We start from the raw sequence: 18,477 nt of genomic DNA on the forward strand, positions 1-18,477 counted from the left end.
CTCGAACATGGAGGACTCGGGCGGATGGAACCGATACTGGTACGAGCAGACGGGCGTTCGGCAGGCGGCGCAGACTCGTCGATCGCCATCGGGAATCGTGTCCCAGCTCCCGACCTTTCGCCAACGCTGTCGCCCGACCGATGCTCTTCAAGTCGTCATGCCGAGCATTCTCCCTCACATTGATTCGCCCAGCACAGCCGTCCGAGGAAGACCGATAGCCCCAGATAGCAGGAAGACCGTCCACCACAGCGGGCAGACGGTCTCTCGGAGGTACGGGCTACTTGCTCTCGTCCAGCGCCCGGTACAGCGTTGCGCGGGACACCCCGAGGGCCTTGGCAATGGCCGTGACGCTCTCTCCCTTGGCCTTCCTGGCCTTAGCCGCAGCGAGCTTGTCCGCGTCCATCACGGCCGGACGGCCGCCCACGCGTCCCTGAGCCCTGGCAGCGTCCAGACCCGCCCGGGTCCGGTCCTTGATCAGGCTCCGCTCAAACTCCGCCATGGCGCCCACCACCTGAAGCATGAGCCGCCCGTCCGGGGTGTTCGGGTCGATGCTCGCCAGCGCACCCGTCAGCACCTTGAAGCCGATCCCACGCGCAGCGAGCGAGTCCACCAGGGTCACGAGGTCGATCAGCGAGCGAGCGAACCGGTCCAGCTTCCACACGCACAGGGTGTCCCCGGGGCGGGCGTAGTCCAGCGCGGCCGTCAACTCCGGGCGGTCCGTGTTCTTGCCGCTCGCCTTGTCCGTGAAGATCCGGGCGCAGCCTGCCTCAGTCAGCGCGTCGTGTTGCAACTGTGCTTCCTGGTCATCGGTGGAGACTCGGGCGTATCCGATCAGGTGTCCTGTGGTCGTCGTCATGCAGAGATCGTCGCACAACCCGTCTCAAAACCTCAAGGGTTTTCGAGGGGTTCTGAGACGGGTTTTGAAACACGGATCGGGTGCCCTCGGGGTGCTGTCGCAGGTGTCTCATAAACCATCGTTTGAGAGACGGGCGTCAGTGGTCACGCGCTGCAACCGTCCTCCCCAGACCCGTACGCACCGAGCGGGTGAGCACCTAACCGGTGCTGCGGGTGGTGCTCCAGGGGTCATCCCCTGGGGTCCGCCTCAGGTGCCACGGCCCCGCGCCATCCCTCGTAGCCGGCCAGCTTCCGGCGTGCACCGAAGCGCTTGTCCATCGCTGTGAACAAAGCGCGCTTGCCCGCCGTCGTCCCCATGTTCCGAGCGAGTACCGGTTCCGCCGCACAGAATGCCTCCCACACGACCGACGTGCGGACGTGCGCGCTGTGCGGTGCCGTCCCCAGCATCCGGACCCATGCGGCCGGATCATTCAGCGGGGCGCGGAAGGCGTCGAACTGGGAAGCCAGCGAGAGGAGCTGAGTGGCGCGGGCGTCGGACGCGGACTCCACCTCAGATGCCACGGTGGCGATATCGCGGACGACGGAGGGTGCAACTTCGGCCGGTGCGGGGAGGGAGTCCAGCTCTTGGCGCAGCCTGCCCACCTCGGCGTAGTGGTGTTCCTGCTCCTCGTCGCTCTGTGCATCCTCCGCCCTGTTCCGTGCCTCGTCCAGGGATTCCCGCAGTGCTCTCTGACGTTCCTTGTTGGACGCATCCGCCTCCACCCCCTCCACCAGGGAGCGCAGCCAACCGCCCATATCTCGGCGGATCAGCGGCCAGTCCCGCCACTCACCGGCCGGAGTGGTCCACTGAGCCCCGTTCCAAACGAACGGCATGGGCGTTGCGGCCCTGTCGGCGTACTCGCTAGCTGCTTCGAGTGCCTTGCGTGCTGTCGTGTCAGCTATGTACTTACTCAAATGTGCCAAACCCCCTCAATAGCAACTTGCAACACCTTCTCTCCCCGCTGTCCGCAGATCGCGAAGCGATCGAGGACCCCCACAGGTGACCAAAGGTGACCCGAGAACCATTCAAAGAGTGATCCCAGCTGTCTATGAAACCCCTGGTCAAACCTCGTTTAGGTGAAGAGAGAGAAGTGAACAACAAAACCACATAGAAGAGAAGTTGGAACGGTGCCCAACACCGTCATTCGTCACACCGTCACACTCTCCCTCCGACGACCGTAGGGGTATCGGCTGACAGCGCCCCGGCGCCTCACGCGCTCACAGGAGCGCCAGACGGCCCGCCACCGGGTTTCCCCAGCGACGGGTCGTGACGGAAGCTCAGGCGGGCTTATGAGGCCTCTTGTCGCGCTACGTCAGCCAACAGGTCCCGTCGGATCTCCTCATGCTGTTCCGGCGTCAGCAGGTCGACCCTGCGGGCCGGTGCTTCGCCTTCGATCCTGGCGATGGCGGCAAGCTCTGCTTCCGCGACGTCCTCCGGCTCCGGACCCCATTCGACCGTCAGGCGATCCGCCGCTTCACGCGGGTGCAGGGTCACCCGAAGATTGGCGAGCGTGAGGAGGCGCCGACGCCCGGCCATGTCCTCGGCCTCCCACGCCTGGCCCATCGTGCGCCCCGTCGGTACGGCCACCTCTCGGGTCTCCGGATCGTGTGCGGCCAGCAGACGCGTGTACGCGTCCTCCAACTCCTTCGCCTTGCGCTCAAGGGTCGGCAGCATCAGCATGCCCGCCGTCGCCATGCGTTCGGCGACTCGATCGGCTTGCTCCTGGATCTCCTCCATGTCCGCCGACAAATCGTTGCCGCCCTCAAGGTGGATTAGGACTTCCCTCATACCGCCGAACACCTTCAGGAACTCGTCCCGTACCCGCTGGTCGAGAGTTTCCGCATAGATGGTGGTGTGGCCCGCCTTGCAGCGGTAGAGCGGTACGCCCTTATCCGACGTTCCTCCGTTCAGCTTGCAGCCCCGGTAACACACGGACATGTCGGAGCACATGGGTGTGGCACGTCGCGGGGCGCGGTTCTTGCCCGTGGCCAGTGCCTCCATGCGGTCGCGTGCCGCCTTCAACTCCGCAGCGGAGAGGATCGGGTCCGCGAACTGGACGGGGGTGACACCATCGGCGGCCGTAATCAGCTCACCCTTGTGCGCCCGCTGGCCACGCAGGGTCGGGGCTTTCAGCAGTCGTCGCCACTGGGGCTCGCTGACACCGACGATCCGGGCTGTGCCGGCTACCGTCCCAGCGTTCACCAGGGCGGTCATGGCTTCACGGATGGCCGAAGCCTCCTCCGGGTGCACCTCAAGGTAGGCGGCGTCGTCACGTCGTACGATCCGGTAACCGCGAGGAGCGCGCCCCGATGCCCAGCGCCCTTGCTGACGACGTGTGGCGTGGCCTTCCGTGATGCGGTCTTTGATCATCTCGCGTTCCCACTCCGCCAGCGCCGCGAGCACCACGGCAACCATGCGGCCGGTCGGGGTCAGCGTGTTGATCGTGCCGTCAGTGGTCGCGATCTTCACGCCGTAGTGCTCGCCCCACGCGACGAGCCGGAGGAACTCGGACACGCTGCGGGCGTACCGGTCCAGCTTCCACGCGATGACGAGATCAGGGCGAGAGGCCATGAGCGCACCCATCTGCTCTCGCGCCTCAAGTGGCTTGGCGCCGGACACCCCGGCGTCCGGGTACTCCACGGCGTCAGCGGGGTCGTACCCGTTCGCCAGCAGCCACCGCTGGGCCGCCTGGCGTTGCGTTTCCAGAGATGCGGAGTCGTCCGACTCTCGCGACAACCGCAGGTAAATGGCAATGCGCATGCCTGAATCCCCCTCCCACCCCAAACACAGGGGTCCTATGTTGTCAGACCTACCTGCTTTCCGGGGAGTGGGACGAGGTGATGGACGTGGTCAAGCGCGCGGTGGCCGCCGTGGAGGAGCGCGCCCCGCGGGTCTCCTTCATCCTCAAGGCCGACATCCGCCCCGGCGTCACGGACGGCATGACGTCCAAGATGGAAACGGTGGAACGCCACCTCGCCGGGGGCTGACCGGATCACACGGTCCCCCGGCGTGCACGGTCCGTCGGCTCACACGGCCTGGACGTGCACGTCGGGCGGATCGAGCACCGACAGGTACGCGGTGATGTCCTCGGGGTCGCTGGTGAAGATCACCGCACTGCCGTGCTTCGCGGCGGCCAGGGCCACGAGGGCGTCCACTGCGTCCGGCCGCTTCTTCGGCGGGAGTTCCGCCTCCCCGAGGGCGGTGCCGATGCGGCGCCAGTCCGGCAGGTCGAATCCCGTCGCGCAGGCGATGCACTCGGGACGGCCCGCCCCGGTCTCGCGCATCGGCGGGGCCGAAGTCCGTGCCTGCGGCACGGAGCAGTCCCTGAGCGTCGTGGCCAGGGCATGGACCAGTGCGGGGTTGGGCCGCCACACCTGTGCCAGTACGGGCCCGAGGACGAGGGCCCGGTGCGGGGTCTCCTTCAGGGCCTCGTGCAGGTGGACCGCCTTGGCCTTGCGGTCGGCGAGAGCGATGAGCATCCCGGTGTCGTAGACGGGGACCCTCGCCGGGCTCACGCGGCTTCGCCGGAACGCGCACCGGATCGATCCGCCCCGTAGACGAGATCGAGGGCGGCTTCGACCTCCTGCCGCTCCCGCTCCGTCAGTTCCGGGACGGCCGCGTCCGCGTGGCGTGCGTTCGGGGCCTCGGCTTCGGCCGCCGCGATCAGGGCGTCCACGGCCGCGAACTGCGCCTCTACGGCCTCGGTCTCGGCCATCTGCCGGGTCGCGGCGTGCACGAGGTACGCGGAGACGTCCAGGCCGGCTCGCTCGGCATGCTGCCGGATGCGCTCGGCCTGTTCCCGCTCGAGGCTGATGCTGATCCTGGTCTTGGCCACAGCCGTAGTGTATGACGCGTATTACGCTCCGGCCAGGCCTGGCAGACTCTGGACCCATGGCCACCTCCACGATCAAGCACGCCGTCCCGTACCACTCCCAGTGGGAGTCCGCCGCGCTCGTGCCCGAGTTCGTCGCGGGCGGCGATGCGGCGCGGGATCCGCTATGGGGCGGGTCCGGGGCGGACTCGGCCGAGGAGTACGCCTTCTGGGCGCCCCGCATGTGCGGCGTGGCCTGTCTGCGGATGGTGCTCGGGCGGCTGGGGCTGACGGTGCCGCCCTCGGTGGAGCTGGTGAAGGAGGCCTGCGGGGCCGGGGCGTACGTGCGGGACGGGGACTCCGTGCAGGGGCTGATCTACCGGCCCTTCGCCGAGTACGTGAACGCCCGCTGGGGCCTGGACGCCCGCTCGGTGCCCGTACTGGACCACCAGACCGTCCGGGACACGCTCGCCGCGGGCGGTCTGGCGATGCTGTCGGTCCATTGGTCGATCCGTACCCTGGCCCCCGCCGTCGAGGCCCGGGGCGGTCATCTGGTGCTCGCCGTCGGGGCCACCGAGGACTCCGTCCTGGTGCACAATCCCTCCGGCTTCCCCGGTGCTTCGCAGCAGTACGCGCCCGTCCCCTGGGCCGACCTGGACCGGTTCTACGCCGGACGCGGCATCCTGATCGGCGGCCGGGCCGGCTGAGGGCGCGGCCGGCGCCCCGCGCCCGGTGCGGTGACCCGTTCGGCCCTGGCCGCCAGGGCACGGAACGGAACCGCCCGGTCGGGTGCATCCCGTTCGACTGGCTGAGGTATCTCCCCTTTCGTTGGGGTACGTACCCCGGTTTCGAGCGCTGGAGGAAACCGTGCGGCAGGAAGCCTTCGACTACGGGACCCACAGCAGGCTGGCCGGCCCCTGTGAGGAGCCGGATCCCGCCGTCGCCTACCGCGTGAGGTACCGCTCCCTGCTCGCCCGCGAGGACCTCCGGACCCGAATACGGGCCGTCGCGCTCATGACCCTCGCCCCCGCCGCCGCCACCGGGCTGCTGCTCTACCTCGTCTGGCCCACGCACCGGACCGTCCGGGAGGGCGGCGAGGGCTGGCTCGTGCGGCTCGACACCGTGATGCTCGGATCCGTCGCCCTGATCATGCTCTTCATGGTGGTCAACGTGGTCTCCGTCGCCCACGCCACGATGGTCGCCCGGGACCCCGTCCCGGCCCCCGCCGAGCCCGGCACCCGCGTCGCCTTCCTCACCACCTACGTCCCCGGCAAGGAACCGCTCTCCATGGCGGCCGCCACCCTGCGCGGGGCCGTGGCCGTCCGCCACGACGGGCCGCTCGACGTCTGGCTGCTCGACGAGGGCGACGACCCCGGGGCCAGGGAGCTGTGCGCGGAGCTCGGCGTACGCCACTTCACCCGCAAGGGCGTCCCCGGGTGGAACACGGCGAAGGGGGCGCACCGGGCGCGGACCAAGCACGGCAACTACAACTCCTGGCTGGCCCGGCACGGCGCGGAGTACGACTACTTCGCCTCCGTGGACACCGACCACGTGCCGCTTCCCCAGTACCTGGAGCGGATGCTCGGCTTCTTCCGCGACCCCGACATCGCCTTCGTCGTCGGCCCGCAGGTCTACGGCAACTACACCGCCTCGGTCACCAAGGCCGCCGAATCCCAGCAGTACCTCTTCCACGCCCTGATCCAGCGCGCGGGCAACCGCTACGGCGCCCCCATGTTCGTCGGCACCAACAACGCGGTCCGGATCAGCGCCCTGCGCCAGGTCGGCGGGCTCTACGACTCCCTCACCGAGGACATGGCCACCGGCTTCGAGCTGCACCGGAGCAGGAACCCCGGCACCGGGCGGTTCTGGCGGTCCGTCTACACCCCCGACGTGCTCGCCGTGGGAGAGGGGCCGAGCACCTGGACCGACTTCTTCACGCAGCAGCTGCGCTGGTCGAGAGGGACGTACGAGACCCTCCTGCGGCAGTACTGGCGCGGCTGCTTCCGGATGCCCCCCGGCCGCTGGCTCAACTACACCCTGATGCTCGTCTACTACCCGATGACCGCCGTCAACTGGCTCCTCGGCGTCCTCAGCTGCGTGCTGTTCCTGTGGTTCGGCGCCTCCGGCACCCAGGTCTCCTCCGAGGTCTGGCTGATGCTCTACACCGACGCCGCCGCCCTCCAGGTCGGCCTGTACCTGTGGAACCGCCGCCACAACGTCTCGCCCCACGAGCCGGAGGGTTCCGGCGGGCTCGCCGGCATGGCCATGTCGGCCGTCTGCGCGCCCGTCTACCTGAGGTCGCTCGGCTCGGCGGTGCTGCGCACCCGCGGCCGTTTCGTCGTCACCCCCAAGGGCGGCACCGCCAGCCCCGACCGGCCCGCGACCTTCCGCATCCACCTCTTCTGGGCCGCCGTCCTGCTCGTCTCCCTCGCGGCCTCCGTGCGCTACGAGCACACCCACGCGGCCATGCGCGTCTGGGCGGTGCTCGCCCTGGCCGTCACCCTCGCCCCGCCGGCCGTATGGGCCGTGACGGAGCTGCGCGCCCGGACGGCCCGGGGTGCGCCCGGCGCGGGCCCCGAGCCGGAGCAGGCGTTCGCGACGACCGCGGGAGGGAACTGAGCCATGGACTACCGGCCTTCGAAACGGTTCAAGAAGACGGCCCTGGGCGCCTCGGCCGCCGCCCTGCTGCTCGCGCTCAACGCACCCGCCGCGCTCTCCTTCGCCGGGGACCGCTACCACTCGTACAAGATCGGACAGGCCGGCTACCGCGCCCAGTACGGCTCCTGGGGGCTGACCACCCTCCCCGAGGAGTACCGGATCAACGCGATGCACGCGGCGCTGCTGCGCACCGGCAAGGTGCTGCTGATCGCCGGCTCCGGCAACGACCAGCGCAACTTCGACAAGGGCACCTTCTCCACCGTCCTGTGGAACCCGCAGGACGACAGCTTCAAGAAGATCCCGACCCCGGAGGACTTCTTCTGCTCGGGCCACAGCCAACTCCCCGACGGACAGCTCCTGGTCGCCGGCGGGACCGCGCGCTACGAGGTGCTCGGCGGGAAGGTCACCCGGGCCGGCGGCGGCATGCGGGTCAAGAACGAGAGCCCCGACAAGGCGGTCACCCTGGCGAAGGGGACCGTCTTCCGGTCCCCCTCCGGCGTCGAGTACGTGTCGAAGTTCGCCGTCACCGTCCCGAAGGCCATCCGGCGGTTCGAGGTCGCCTACGGGCGCGGCGGGCAGATGATGCCGTGGAAGACCGAGGTGGTCGCCGCGGAGGCGCGCGTCTTCGTGGAGGCGGTCCGCGAGGGCGCCGCGGGGCTGACCACCCAGGCCGCCCAGTACGAGGTGGCCGGGCTCACCGCCAAGGACGCCCGCAACGTCTACGGGCTCGCGGAGCGGCTCAGCGCCGACAAGCAGGACTTCCAGGGCATCAAGTCCGCCTACGAGTTCGACCCGGTGGCGGAGAAGTACGTACCGGTCGACCCGATGCGGGACGCCCGCTGGTACCCGACCCTGGTCGGCCTCCAGGACGGGCGGGTCCTCGCCGTGTCCGGGCTCAACGACGTGGGCGACGTGGTCCCCGGCGACAACGAGTACTACGACCCGAAGACGAAGAAGTGGTCCAAGGGCCCCTTCCGCTACTTCCCGACCTACCCCGCCCTCTTCCTCACCCAGGGCGGCAAACTGCTCTACACCGGCTCCAACGCGGGCTACGGGCCCAAGGGCAAGGGGCGCGAGCCCGGCGTGTGGGACCTGGCGACGAACCAGTACCGCACGGTCGGCGGACTGGCCGACGCCGACCAGCTGGAGACCTCCTCGTCGGTCCTGCTCCCGCCGGCCCAGGACCAGAAGGTGATGGTGCTCGGCGGCGGCGGAGTCGGCGAGTCCCGGCTGTCCACCGACCGGACGGCGGTCGTGGACCTCAAGGCCGAGGTGCCGGTCTTCCGGTCGACGGCCCGGCTGCCGCAGGGCGTGCGCTACCTCAGCAGCGTGCTGCTGCCCGACGACTCCGTCTTCACCACGGGCGGCTCCGCCGACTACCGGGGCCGCGGCGCCAGCGACATCCGCAAGGCGCAGTTCTACTACCCGCGCACGGACACCTTCGTGGCCGCCGCGGCCCCCAAGGTCGGGCGCAACTACCACTCCGAGGCGTTGCTGCTGCCGGACGGCCGGGTGGCGACCTTCGGCTCCGACCCGCTCTTCGCGGACAAGGACAACACCAGACTGGGCCGGTTCGAACACCGGCTGGAGGTCTACAGCCCGCCGTACCTGTACCGGGCCCCGGCGCTGCGGCCGGTCCTGGGGGAGGGGCCCGAGGAGGTCGGGCCCGGCGGCCGCGCCACCTTCCCGGCACCGGAGGCGGAGCGGATCCAGCGGGCCCGGCTGATGCGGCCGAGCGCGGTCACGCACACCACCGACGTGGAGCAGCGCTCGATCGAGCTCGGACTGGAGAAGACGGCCGGAACGGTGACGGTCGCCGTGCCGGCGGACCCGACGCTGGTGCCGCCCGGCTGGTACATGCTGTTCGTGACGGACGCGGACGGCACCCCGTCGGTGGCGAAGTGGATCCGGGTCCGGCCGGCCCCGGAGCCGGCGCCGCCGAAGCCACCGACGTCCAGGGACGGTTGGCTGAGCTAGCCCGGATCCGGGGCGCCCTCAGTCCGCGGCGCCCTCAGTCCGTGGCGCGGCGGGCCAGGCCCAGGGCGTAGTCCGGCCACCACGTGCCCGCCGGGGGGCCGCCGCGGCAGGTGCCGTCCGATTCGCCGGGGCGCTTGACCCAGAGGTACGCGTCCACGAGCGGGTCGCCCGTACCGTCGGTCGGGGGCGTACCGAGGGCCCGGCCGGGCGGATTGCACCAGGCCTGGGCGCGGTCGCCCTGGAGCGGGCCGTCGCCGTTGCGGCTGGTGTCGATGACGAAGTGCTTGCCCTTGGTCGCCTTGGAGAGGGCGGCGCCGTACTCCCGGCCGGCCGCGCTGGGCTGGAAGTTGGAGACGTTGAGGGCGAAGCCGTCGGCACGGTCGAGTCCGGCCTCGTAGAGGGGATCGACCAGCTTCCGCTGGTCCGGGATCCAGGCCGGATTGCCGGCGTCCAGGTAGACCTTGGTGTTCTTGTTGCGCTTGAGCCGGTCGACGGCCTCGGAGAGCAGCCGCAGCCGCTCGTCGCGGTGGCCGGCCTGGGTGCAGCCGTCCACGAGGTGCGGGATCGCGTCCGGCTCCAGGACGACCAGGGCCTTGGTGTCGGCGATGTTGTCGGCGAAGGCCCCGATCCAGCTCCGGTACGCGGCGGCGTCCTTGGCTCCGCCCGCCGAGTGCTGGCCGCAGTCGCGGTGCGGGATGTTGTACGCGACGAGGACCAGGGTGCGGCCGGCCGTACGGGCACTCGCCCGGGCCCGTCGGATCTCCGGGCCGGGGTCGCCGGCCGGGCCCCACAGGGCCATCGGCCGGTCGGCGATGCGGCGCAGCACCTGGGCGTCGCTGTTGCGGCCCTGCGCCTCCCAGGCGGCGACCTGGCGGGCGGCGTCGCTCTGCGGGTCCACCCAGAACGGGGACTCGTCGACGAGGCCGATCCCTGCCGGGTGGTGGGGCGGGGCGGATTCCGGCTGGGCGGTGGGGGTGGGTGAGCAGGCGGCTGCCGCCGTGAGGGCGAGGGCCAGGGTGAGGAGGGTCACGGGGCGGCTGCGCGGGGCTCTGCGGGGGGCTGGCATCCGGCTTCCTCGGGGCGAAGGGGCGGGCGGCTGCGGGCCGGGTCATCGTGACATAACGGGCAGTCAGGGCAGAGCGCGACACTGCCGAGTGCGGCCGGGCGGGGGGAGGGCGTGGGGCTGCGCGGGGCCGTCCCCTACCCGCCCTTCCTCCGTTCCCCGGGCTGCGCCCGGACCGCCTCGGGGGCTCCGCCCCCGGACCCCCGCGCCTCAAGCGCCGGCGGGGCTGGATTGGTCAGGGCGATCGCCAGCGGGGTGCGTTCGTAGAGGATCTGGTGGCCGTGGCGGGAGGGGATGAGGAGGCCGGCCTGCTGGAGGGTTTTCAGGTGGGCGGAGACCGTGGAGGGGGCCAGGGACAGGCGGTGGGCCAGGGTGGTGGTCGAGGCCGGTTCGGTGAGCGCGCACAGGACGTCCGCGCGGGCGCGGCCCAGGAGGCGGGCCAGGGCCTGGGGGGCCGGGCCCGCGGGGGCCGTCCACAGGGCGCCGATGCCCCGGGCCGGGTACACGAGGGTCGGCTGCCACGGCGGGTCGTAGCCGCCCACCACCTCCGGCCAGACGAAGGCGCTCGGCATGAGGAGCAGCCCCTGGCCGTCGAGGGAGCGGTCGTGGTGGCCCGCGCGGGCGATGGTGAGGGTCTTCCCCGACCAGCGCAGATCCGGGTGGAGCCCGTCGAAGAGGGCCTCCAGCCCGCCCGCGGCCAGCCGCCGGGAGTGGAACAGGATGTCCGCCTCCAGCAGGGCGCGCAGCCGGGGCCAGTGCGGGGCGACCAGCGTCCGCCAGGCCTGCTCGTAGAGGTCGGCCAGTTCCCGGACCGCCCGCTCCGGATCCGCGAGCATCCGCTGCCCGGCCGCGCTCTCCAGGGCGCCCGGGGTGCAGACCAGGGAGCGCCTCAGGTCGTCCCGGGCCGCCTGCGGATCGGCGGCCCGGACCCGCGCGAGCTCCTCCTCGAAGGTGACCGATGGGCCCGTCGGCGGCGGGCTGAGGAAGTCCGGATTGTGCCCCGCGCGCGGCATCAGCAGCCACAGCGGCCGCAGGTCCAGCCCGCCGGCCGCGTCGCGGATCCCGCGCAGCCAGGGCAGGTGGTAGGCGTGGCGGCGCTGGTCCAGGAGGACCCGTACCGCCTCCTGGGTCTCCCAGCGGGGCGAGATCGAGAACCGGCAGCGCAGCAGGTCGGCGGCGCCGAAGCGGAAGTGGAAGGGCACGGGTCCCTCCGGGGGCGGGTGGGGTGAGGTGGGGCGGGGCTGCCCGGCTGCCGTGGCGGCAGGCCCGGCCGTCCGGCCAGCGGTGGGTGATTCGGGTGGGGGCGAATGTCTGGCACCCCAGCCTAGGCGCCGCCAGGGTGCACCGTATGACCACCGCAGACCCGTCCCCGACCTCGGCGACCACCGCCCCCGGCCCGGGCGCGCCGGGCCGGGCCCCGTCCCGCGCCACCGCTCCCGGGTCCGCTCCCGGACCCGGAGGGCCGCCCGGTCCGGGATCTCCGCCGGAGTCCGCCGGATACCGGGCCGTCTTCCGGGTCGGGGAGTTCCGGCCGGTGTTCGCCGCGCACCTGCTGTCCGTGCTCGGCGTCGTCATCGCCGAGATCTCCCTCACCGTCCTCGTCTACCGCGCCACCGGCTCCCCCCTGATGAGCGCGCTCACCTTCGCCCTCGGCTTCCTCCCCTACGCCCTCGGCGGCACCCTCCTCGCGCCGCTCGCCGACCGGCTCCCCGCCCGCCGGGTGCTCGTCGGCTGCGACCTCGTCTGCGCGGCCTGCGCCGCCGCCATGGCCGCGCCCGGCACCCCGGTCGCGCTCCTGCTCGTACTGCGCTGCGCGATGGCCTTCGTCGCGCCGCTGTTCCAGGGCACTCGCAGCGCCTCCCTCGCCGACGTCCTCGGCGCCGGCGAGGCCTACGTACTGGGCCGCTCGCTGCTGCGCATGGTGGCGCAGAGCGCCCAGCTCATCGGCTTCGGGCTCGGCGGCCTGCTGCTCACCGTGGTGGCCCCGCGCGGGGCCATCCTCCTGACGGCCGCCGGTTTCCTCGGCTCCGCGGTCCTGCTGCGCCTGGGCACCCGGGCCCGGCCCGCCCGGTCCGCGGGTGCCGGTGCGCGGGTCTCCCCGCTCGCGGGGGTGCGCGCCGTCCTGGGCCACCGCCGGCTGCGGGCCCTGACCCTGCTGGCCTGGCTGCCCCCGCTCTTCGTGGTCGTACCCGAGGCCCTGCTGACCCCGTACGCCTCCGGCCTCGGCATCTCCACCGCCGGGCTGGGGCTGCTGATGTGCGCGATGCCCGTCGGAGCCATCGCCGGGGAGGTGTGGGCGGGTTCGGCGCTCACCGCCCGAACGCGTTCGCGGATCACGGCCCCGCTCGCGGCGCTCTCGCTGCTGCCGCTGCTCGCGTACGCCGTCCGGCCCGGCCTCCCGGTCCTGTGGGGCGCGCTCGTCCTGGCCGGGCTGGCCCACGCGTACACCCTGGGGCTCGACCAGTGGTACGTCGAGGCCGCGCCCGACGAGCTGCGCGGCCGGGCGATGACCCTGCTCAGCACCGGGCTGATGACCCTTCAGGGCGTCGGCATGGCGCTCGCCGGGGTCGCGGCGGAGTTCCTGCCCGTGCACGTGGTCGTCACCTCGGCCGCGGTGCTGGGCACCGGGGTCGTCCTGCTGCTGCTCGCCGAGGTGCGCCGGACGGACGGGCCGAGGCGTGAGACGGATCCCGCCGCCAAATGACCGCCCGGTAGGGTCTGGTGCGTGCCCAAGCCGCTCAGCCTTCCCTTCGACCCCATCGCCCGCGCCGACGAACTCTGGCAGCAGCGCTGGGGTCCGGTGCCCTCGATGGCCGCGATCACCTCGATCATGAGGGCGCACCAGATCCTGCTCGGCGAGGTCGACGCGGTCGTCAAGCCGTACGGTCTGACCTTCGCGCGCTACGAGGCGCTCGTGCTGCTGACCTTCTCCAAGGCCGGGGAACTGCCGATGTCGAAGATCGGCGAGCGGCTGATGGTGCACCCGACGTCGGTGACGAACACCGTGGACCGGCTGGTGAAGTCCGGCCTCGTCGCCCGGCGTCCGAACCCGAACGACGGGCGCGGCACGCTCGCGTCGATCACGGACAAGGGCCGCGAGGTGGTCGAGGCGGCCACGAAGGCGCTGATGGAGATCGACTTCGGGCTGGGCGCCTACGACGCCGAGGAGTGCGGGGAGATCTTCGCGCTGCTGCGCCCGCTCCGGGTGGCGGCGTCCGACTTCGAGGAGAAGTGACCGCGGTCGCCTGACGCGCGGGCGCCGTGGGGGCCTCGTGCTTCCGGGGGCCGCCGCGGCCGCCGCGACGTACGCTCGGCAGGGGACCCCATGGCCGGCAGGCACGGCCCGGGCGGCGGGCCGGTGGTCCGGACCCGGCCCGGCCCGGACCGCGCGGGAGGACCGATGACCGCACTCGGCGACCTGATCGAGATCGACGACCGGACCCTGCTGGTCGTCGGACAGGAACTGGACCTCACCCGGGACCGGCCGGACGTCGCCAACGCCCTCGTGCACAGGGCGGGGGACACCCTCGTGATCGTCGACACCGGTGTCACCACGGCCTTCCGCGCGGCGCTGCGGGAGGCCGCCGGGCGGGTCCGGCCCTGGTCGCGGGCGCTGGTGCTCACCACGCACGGCCACCTCGACCACGTCGGCAACAACGACCTGGCCGACGCGCTGGGCGTACCGGCCGAGCACTGGGTCCCCGCCCCGGACCTCGACCAGATGCGGGACCCGGTGGACTACTGGGCGCGGGCCTTCGAGCGCGTCGCCGGAGCCGCGGTGCTGACCGACCCCGCGGGGACCGCGGCCCGGGTGGTCGCGCTCTTCCAGCCGATGCGCCCCTTCGGAGAGACGACCCGGACCTACGAGGAACGGCCGCTGGAGCTGATCAGGACCGGCCCGCTCCGCTCCACCGGGTGGACCTTCGCCGACGGCGCGGTCCGCGTGCTGCGCAGCCAGGGCCACTGCGCCGGGCACGTGATCGTGCACCTGCGCGACCCGGGGGTCCTGCACCTGTCCGACGAGGGCAACGGCCCCTGCGGCCCGATGGCCGACGCCGACCAGCTCAAGATCCAGAGCGTGCTGGGCGCCGCGGCCCTGCTCCTCGAGGAGGGCGAGGTGGTGTTCCTCACCGACGGGCACACCTTCGCCGTGCGCCGCGGCGCCGAGGCGGTGTCCCACCTCGACGGGCTGCTGGAGCAGGCCACCGCCCTGGGGGAGGCCTCGCTGGGGCTGGTCGGGGAGGGGGAGGAGGTCGCCCCGGGAGCGTTCACCGCCCGGTACGCGCAGGTCATGGCCGACCTGGGCGTCGGCGGAGCCAACCCGAACACGCTGTTCACCGCCATGTCGGCGGTCAACCAGCTCCGTGAGCTGGGTCTGCGCCCGGAGTCCGGAGCCGCCGACGCGCCCTGGTCCCGGCCCCCGCTGCGCGACCCGGAGCCGGCCGCCCCGCCCCCCCCGGCTGACCCGGCCCGCGTCAAGATCGTGCAAACCGGACGGCTAGGCTCGACCGCATGAAACGAAGCGTGCTGACCCGCTACCGCGTCATGGCCTACGTGACCGCGGTCATGCTCCTGATCCTCTGCGCCTGCATGGTGGCGAAGTACGGCTTCGACACCGGCGCCGACCTGACCTTCGCGGTCTCGCAGGCGCACGGTGTGCTGTTCATGATCTACCTGGTGTTCGCCTTCGACCTGGGCTCCAAGGCCAAGTGGTCCTTCGGCAAGCTCCTGTGGGTCCTGGTCTCCGGCACCATCCCGTTGGCCGCGTTCTTCGTCGAGCGCAAGGTCCGCGCCGAGGTCGAGCCTCTCGTCGTCGGCGACCCGGCCGCGGCCCGCGCCTGACCTCGGGCGATCAGCCCGCGTGGATCCACCCGCGTGGATCCACCCGCGTGGATCCACCCGCGTTGATCCACTCGCGTTGATCCACCCGCGTTGATCCATCCACCCCCGGGACGACTCCCCGGGGGTTGGCCATCGACATTTACTAGGACGTCCTAGTAAATTCAGGGGTATGGACGCTGACGCCATTGAGGAAGGCCGCCGTCGCTGGCAGGCCCGGTACGACAAGGCCCGCAAGCGCGAGGCCGATTTCACCACGCTCTCCGGCGATCCCGTCGACCCCGTCTACGGGCCCCGGCCCGGCGACTCCTACGAGGGCTTCGAGCGCATCGGCTGGCCGGGGGAGTACCCGTACACCCGCGGCCTGCACGCCACCGGATACCGGGGGCGGACCTGGACCATCCGGCAGTTCGCCGGTTTCGGCAACGCCGAGCAGACCAACGAGCGCTACAAGATGATCCTGGCCGCCGGCGGCGGCGGGCTCTCCGTCGCCTTCGACATGCCCACCCTGATGGGGCGCGACTCCGACGACCCCCGCGCGCTCGGCGAGGTCGGCCACTGCGGGGTCGCCATCGACTCCGCCGCCGACATGGAGATCCTCTTCAAGGACATCCCGCTCGGCGACGTGACCACCTCCATGACGATCAGCGGCCCCGCCGTCCCCGCCTTCTGCATGTACCTGGTGGCCGCCGAGCGCCAGGGCGTCGACCCGGCCGTCCTGAACGGGACGCTCCAGACCGACATCTTCAAGGAGTACATCGCCCAGAAGGAGTGGCTCTTCGAACCCGAGCCGCACCTGCGCCTCATCGGCGACCTCATGGAGTACTGCGCGAACGGCATCCCCGCCTACAAGCCGCTCTCCGTCTCCGGCTACCACATCCGCGAGGCCGGGGCCACGGCCGCGCAGGAGCTCGCGTACACCCTCGCCGACGGCTTCGGGTACGTGGAGCTGGGCCTCTCGCGGGGGCTGGACGTGGACCATTTCGCGTCCGGGCTCTCCTTCTTCTTCGACGCGCACCTCGACTTCTTCGAGGAGATCGCCAAGTTCCGCGCCGCCCGCCGCATCTGGGCCCGCTGGATGAAGGAGGTGTACGGGGCCAAGTCCGAGAAGACGATGTGGCTGCGCTTCCACACCCAGACGGCCGGGGTCTCCCTCACCGCCCAGCAGCCCTACAACAACGTCGTGCGCACCGCCGTGGAGGCCCTCGCGGCCGTCCTCGGCGGTACGAACTCCCTCCACACCAACGCCCTCGACGAGACCCTCGCGCTGCCGAGCGAGCAGGCCGCCGAGATCGCCCTGCGCACGCAGCAGGTGCTGATGGAGGAGACGGGCGTGGCCAACGTGGCCGACCCGCTGGGCGGCTCCTGGTTCGTCGAGCAGCTCACCGACCGCATCGAGGCCGACGCCGAGAAGATCTTCGAGCAGATCAAGGAGCGCGGGCTGCGCGCCCACCCGAACGGGCAGCACCCGATCGGCCCGATCACCTCGGGCATCCTGCGGGGCATCGAGGACGGCTGGTTCACCGGGGAGATCGCCGAGTCGGCCTTCCAGTACCAGCGCTCGGTGGAGAAGGGCGACAAGCGGGTCGTGGGCGTCAACGTGCACCACGGCTCGGTCACCGGGGACCTGGAGATCCTGCGGGTCAGCCACGAGGTGGAGAAGGTCCAGGTCCGCGAGCTCGCGGAGCGCAAGGCCCGCCGGGACGACGCGAAGGTGAAGGCGGCGCTGGACGCCATGCTGGCCGCCGCCCGCGACGGCTCGAACATGATCCCGGCGATGCTGGACGCGGTGCGCGCCGAGGCCACCATGGGCGAGATCTGCAACCTGCTGCGGGACGAGTGGGGCACCTACACGGAGCCGCCGGGCTTCTGACGGCCCGTCGCCCGTGACACCGCGGGACGGGCCCTAAGGTGGCGGCCATGACCGGCCGCCACCTTCCCGTCCCCGTGTACGGGGTGACCGTCCGCGTGCTCATGCAGACCAACTGCGGGCCGTACGCGTACATCGCCGCCGACTTCGAGCCGCCCGGCCCGGGCGGGCCGACGGAAGTGCTGAACGCCGTACCGGCCGAGCGCCGGCTGCCCGAGGTGTACGCGGCCTGCGTGCGGGCGGGCATCGTGCGCGGCCTCGACGGGGTGGCGGCCTCGGTGCTGCTCACCGACGCCCACGTCCACGAGGTGGACGCCTCCGAGTACGGCTACCGGCTCGCCGGGCTCGAAGCCGGCCGGGCGGCCCTGGTGGCCTCCGGGCTGCTGCCCCCGGAGGAGGCCGACAGCCTGCGCTGGGCCGACTGGCCGGGGCGCCCGCGGCCCTGGCCGGGCCACAACCCGCGCTCGGACGCGCTGACGGCCGCGGCTCCGGCCTGGTGCGCGGACTTCCTGCCCCTGTCGGACGGGGGCAGGCCCGCGGTGCTCACACCATCGGTGCGGGGCCGGAAGGGCCGCCGGCGGGACCCTGGAGGCCGTACATGAGCAGCGCCGTGAAGGTGGCCACCCACAGCTCGTCCACCGGCTCGGAGCTGACCAGCGCACGGTGCACCACCGTGCCCGCGATCACGTCGAAGATCAGGTCCGTGGTGTGGGAGGCGAGGGACTCGTCCTCCTCGTAGGGGAGTTCGCCCCGGGCCTGCGCGCGTTCGCGCCCCAGTACGACGAGACGTTTCTGCCGGTCCACGATCGCCGACCGGATCCGGTCCCGCAGGGCCTCGTCCCGGGTGGACTCGGCGACGACCGCCATCAGGGCGGTACGGGCCTCCGGGCGCCGCAGCAGCGCCGCGAACTGGAGCACCACGTACTCGATGTCGGCCTCGAGCGAGCCCCGGTCGGGCAGTTCGAGGGAGTCGAAGAGCTCCGCGACGGCGTCCACGACCAGCTCGCTCTTGCCCGACCAGCGCCGGTAGAGGGTGGTCTTCGCGACCCCGGCCCGCGCCGAGACGTCCCCCATCGTCAGCTTCGACCAGCCCAGCTCCACCAGCGCGTCCCGGGTCGCGGCGAGGATCGCGGCGTCCGCGGCGGCGCTGCGCGGGCGTCCGGTGCGGCCGGGCGGGCAGGTGGTGTCCGAACTGGGGTTGCGCATGGCCGAGACCATACCCGCCGGTAGCAGGACCGCTCGGCCCCCCGGACATGTGGTTCAGATCACCGCCCGCGGGGGGGCGAGGCGAGTTACGCTACGGGTCGTAGCGTAAGAGCGACAACCACGCGAAGAGCTACCGGCGCCAGGTGGGGACCCGGCGC

17 protein-coding genes and 1 pseudogene are annotated in these 18,477 nt (G+C 71.8%); 10 read left to right on the plus strand and 8 right to left on the minus strand.

The window, feature by feature from the left end:
• Positions 1-277: 277 nt before the first annotated feature.
• The 3 genes from OG435_RS30795 to OG435_RS30805 form a co-directional block, all read right to left on the minus strand.
• Positions 278-856, minus strand: coding sequence for a recombinase family protein (locus OG435_RS30795; protein ID WP_266881172.1), 579 nt, complete (start codon positions 854-856; stop codon positions 278-280).
• 227 nt (positions 857-1,083) lie between these two features.
• Positions 1,084-1,728: a hypothetical protein gene (locus OG435_RS30800; RefSeq protein ID WP_266881173.1), complete on the minus strand. Its 645-nt coding sequence runs from the start codon at positions 1,726-1,728 to the stop codon at positions 1,084-1,086.
• 454 nt (positions 1,729-2,182) lie between these two features.
• On the minus strand, positions 2,183-3,655 hold the full coding sequence (locus OG435_RS30805; RefSeq protein ID WP_266881174.1) for a recombinase family protein: 1,473 nt from the start codon (positions 3,653-3,655) through the stop codon (positions 2,183-2,185).
• A gap of 56 nt (positions 3,656-3,711) precedes the next feature.
• Between OG435_RS30805 and OG435_RS30810 the strand changes: the two are divergent.
• Positions 3,712-3,882 (plus strand): annotated as a pseudogene (locus tag OG435_RS30810) (thiamine-binding protein); the annotation flags it as partial.
• 39 nt (positions 3,883-3,921) lie between these two features.
• On the opposite strand, the gene OG435_RS30815 reads toward OG435_RS30810, so the two are convergent.
• The gene (locus OG435_RS30815) at positions 3,922-4,410 is read right to left on the minus strand and encodes a hypothetical protein (RefSeq protein ID WP_266881175.1); all 489 of its coding nucleotides are present in this window, start codon (positions 4,408-4,410) and stop codon (positions 3,922-3,924) included.
• Positions 4,407-4,730, minus strand: a complete 324-nt coding sequence (locus OG435_RS30820; RefSeq protein WP_266881176.1) for a plasmid mobilization protein — start codon at positions 4,728-4,730, stop codon at positions 4,407-4,409. The genes OG435_RS30815 and OG435_RS30820 overlap by 4 nt, the downstream gene beginning before the upstream one ends.
• A gap of 56 nt (positions 4,731-4,786) precedes the next feature.
• Here OG435_RS30820 and OG435_RS30825 point away from each other — a divergent pair, with 56 nt between their 5' ends.
• From OG435_RS30825 to OG435_RS30835, 3 genes are all read left to right on the plus strand, one after another.
• Complete coding sequence (locus OG435_RS30825; RefSeq protein WP_266881177.1) at positions 4,787-5,413, plus strand: C39 family peptidase; 627 nt, start codon at positions 4,787-4,789, stop codon at positions 5,411-5,413.
• Between the two features lie 160 nt (positions 5,414-5,573).
• Positions 5,574-7,325 carry a glycosyltransferase family 2 protein gene (locus OG435_RS30830; RefSeq protein ID WP_266881178.1) on the plus strand — a complete coding sequence of 584 codons (1,752 nt, stop codon included), beginning with the start codon at positions 5,574-5,576 and terminating at the stop codon, positions 7,323-7,325.
• Between the two features lie 3 nt (positions 7,326-7,328).
• Complete coding sequence (locus OG435_RS30835) at positions 7,329-9,341, plus strand: kelch motif-containing protein (protein ID WP_266881179.1); 2,013 nt, start codon at positions 7,329-7,331, stop codon at positions 9,339-9,341.
• A gap of 34 nt (positions 9,342-9,375) precedes the next feature.
• Here OG435_RS30835 and OG435_RS30840 read toward each other — a convergent pair whose 3' ends face one another.
• Together OG435_RS30840 and OG435_RS30845 are read right to left on the minus strand one after the other, a co-directional pair.
• Positions 9,376-10,407 carry a glycoside hydrolase family 6 protein gene (locus OG435_RS30840; RefSeq protein ID WP_266881180.1) on the minus strand — a complete coding sequence of 344 codons (1,032 nt, stop codon included), beginning with the start codon at positions 10,405-10,407 and terminating at the stop codon, positions 9,376-9,378.
• 134 nt (positions 10,408-10,541) lie between these two features.
• Positions 10,542-11,606 (minus strand): ArsR/SmtB family transcription factor, encoded by a 1,065-nt coding sequence (locus OG435_RS30845; protein ID WP_266881181.1) that lies wholly within the window; start codon positions 11,604-11,606, stop codon positions 10,542-10,544.
• A gap of 146 nt (positions 11,607-11,752) precedes the next feature.
• On the opposite strand from OG435_RS30845, the gene OG435_RS30850 reads away from it, so the two are divergent.
• From OG435_RS30850 to OG435_RS30875, 6 genes are all read left to right on the plus strand, one after another.
• Positions 11,753-13,108 (plus strand): MFS transporter, encoded by a 1,356-nt coding sequence (locus OG435_RS30850; RefSeq protein ID WP_266881182.1) that lies wholly within the window; start codon positions 11,753-11,755, stop codon positions 13,106-13,108.
• Between the two features lie 21 nt (positions 13,109-13,129).
• Complete coding sequence (locus OG435_RS30855) at positions 13,130-13,639, plus strand: MarR family winged helix-turn-helix transcriptional regulator (RefSeq protein ID WP_266881183.1); 510 nt, start codon at positions 13,130-13,132, stop codon at positions 13,637-13,639.
• Positions 13,640-13,804: 165 nt separating this feature from the next.
• The gene (locus OG435_RS30860) at positions 13,805-14,920 is read left to right on the plus strand and encodes an MBL fold metallo-hydrolase (RefSeq protein WP_266881184.1); all 1,116 of its coding nucleotides are present in this window, start codon (positions 13,805-13,807) and stop codon (positions 14,918-14,920) included.
• Positions 14,917-15,246, plus strand: coding sequence for a DUF3817 domain-containing protein (locus OG435_RS30865; RefSeq protein ID WP_266881185.1), 330 nt, complete (start codon positions 14,917-14,919; stop codon positions 15,244-15,246). The genes OG435_RS30860 and OG435_RS30865 overlap by 4 nt, the downstream gene beginning before the upstream one ends.
• Positions 15,247-15,415: 169 nt before the next feature.
• On the plus strand, positions 15,416-17,116 hold the full coding sequence (locus OG435_RS30870; protein WP_266881186.1) for an acyl-CoA mutase large subunit family protein: 1,701 nt from the start codon (positions 15,416-15,418) through the stop codon (positions 17,114-17,116).
• Positions 17,117-17,163: 47 nt separating this feature from the next.
• Positions 17,164-17,715 (plus strand): hypothetical protein, encoded by a 552-nt coding sequence (locus tag OG435_RS30875; RefSeq protein WP_266881187.1) that lies wholly within the window; start codon positions 17,164-17,166, stop codon positions 17,713-17,715.
• Here OG435_RS30875 and OG435_RS30880 read toward each other — a convergent pair.
• Positions 17,657-18,319: a TetR/AcrR family transcriptional regulator gene (locus OG435_RS30880; protein WP_266881188.1), complete on the minus strand. Its 663-nt coding sequence runs from the start codon at positions 18,317-18,319 to the stop codon at positions 17,657-17,659. The genes OG435_RS30875 and OG435_RS30880 overlap by 59 nt on opposite strands.
• Positions 18,320-18,477 lie beyond the last annotated feature (158 nt).

Source organism: Streptomyces sp. NBC_01264 (genome assembly GCF_026340675.1).
Classification (GTDB): Bacteria; Actinomycetota; Actinomycetes; order Streptomycetales; family Streptomycetaceae; genus Streptomyces.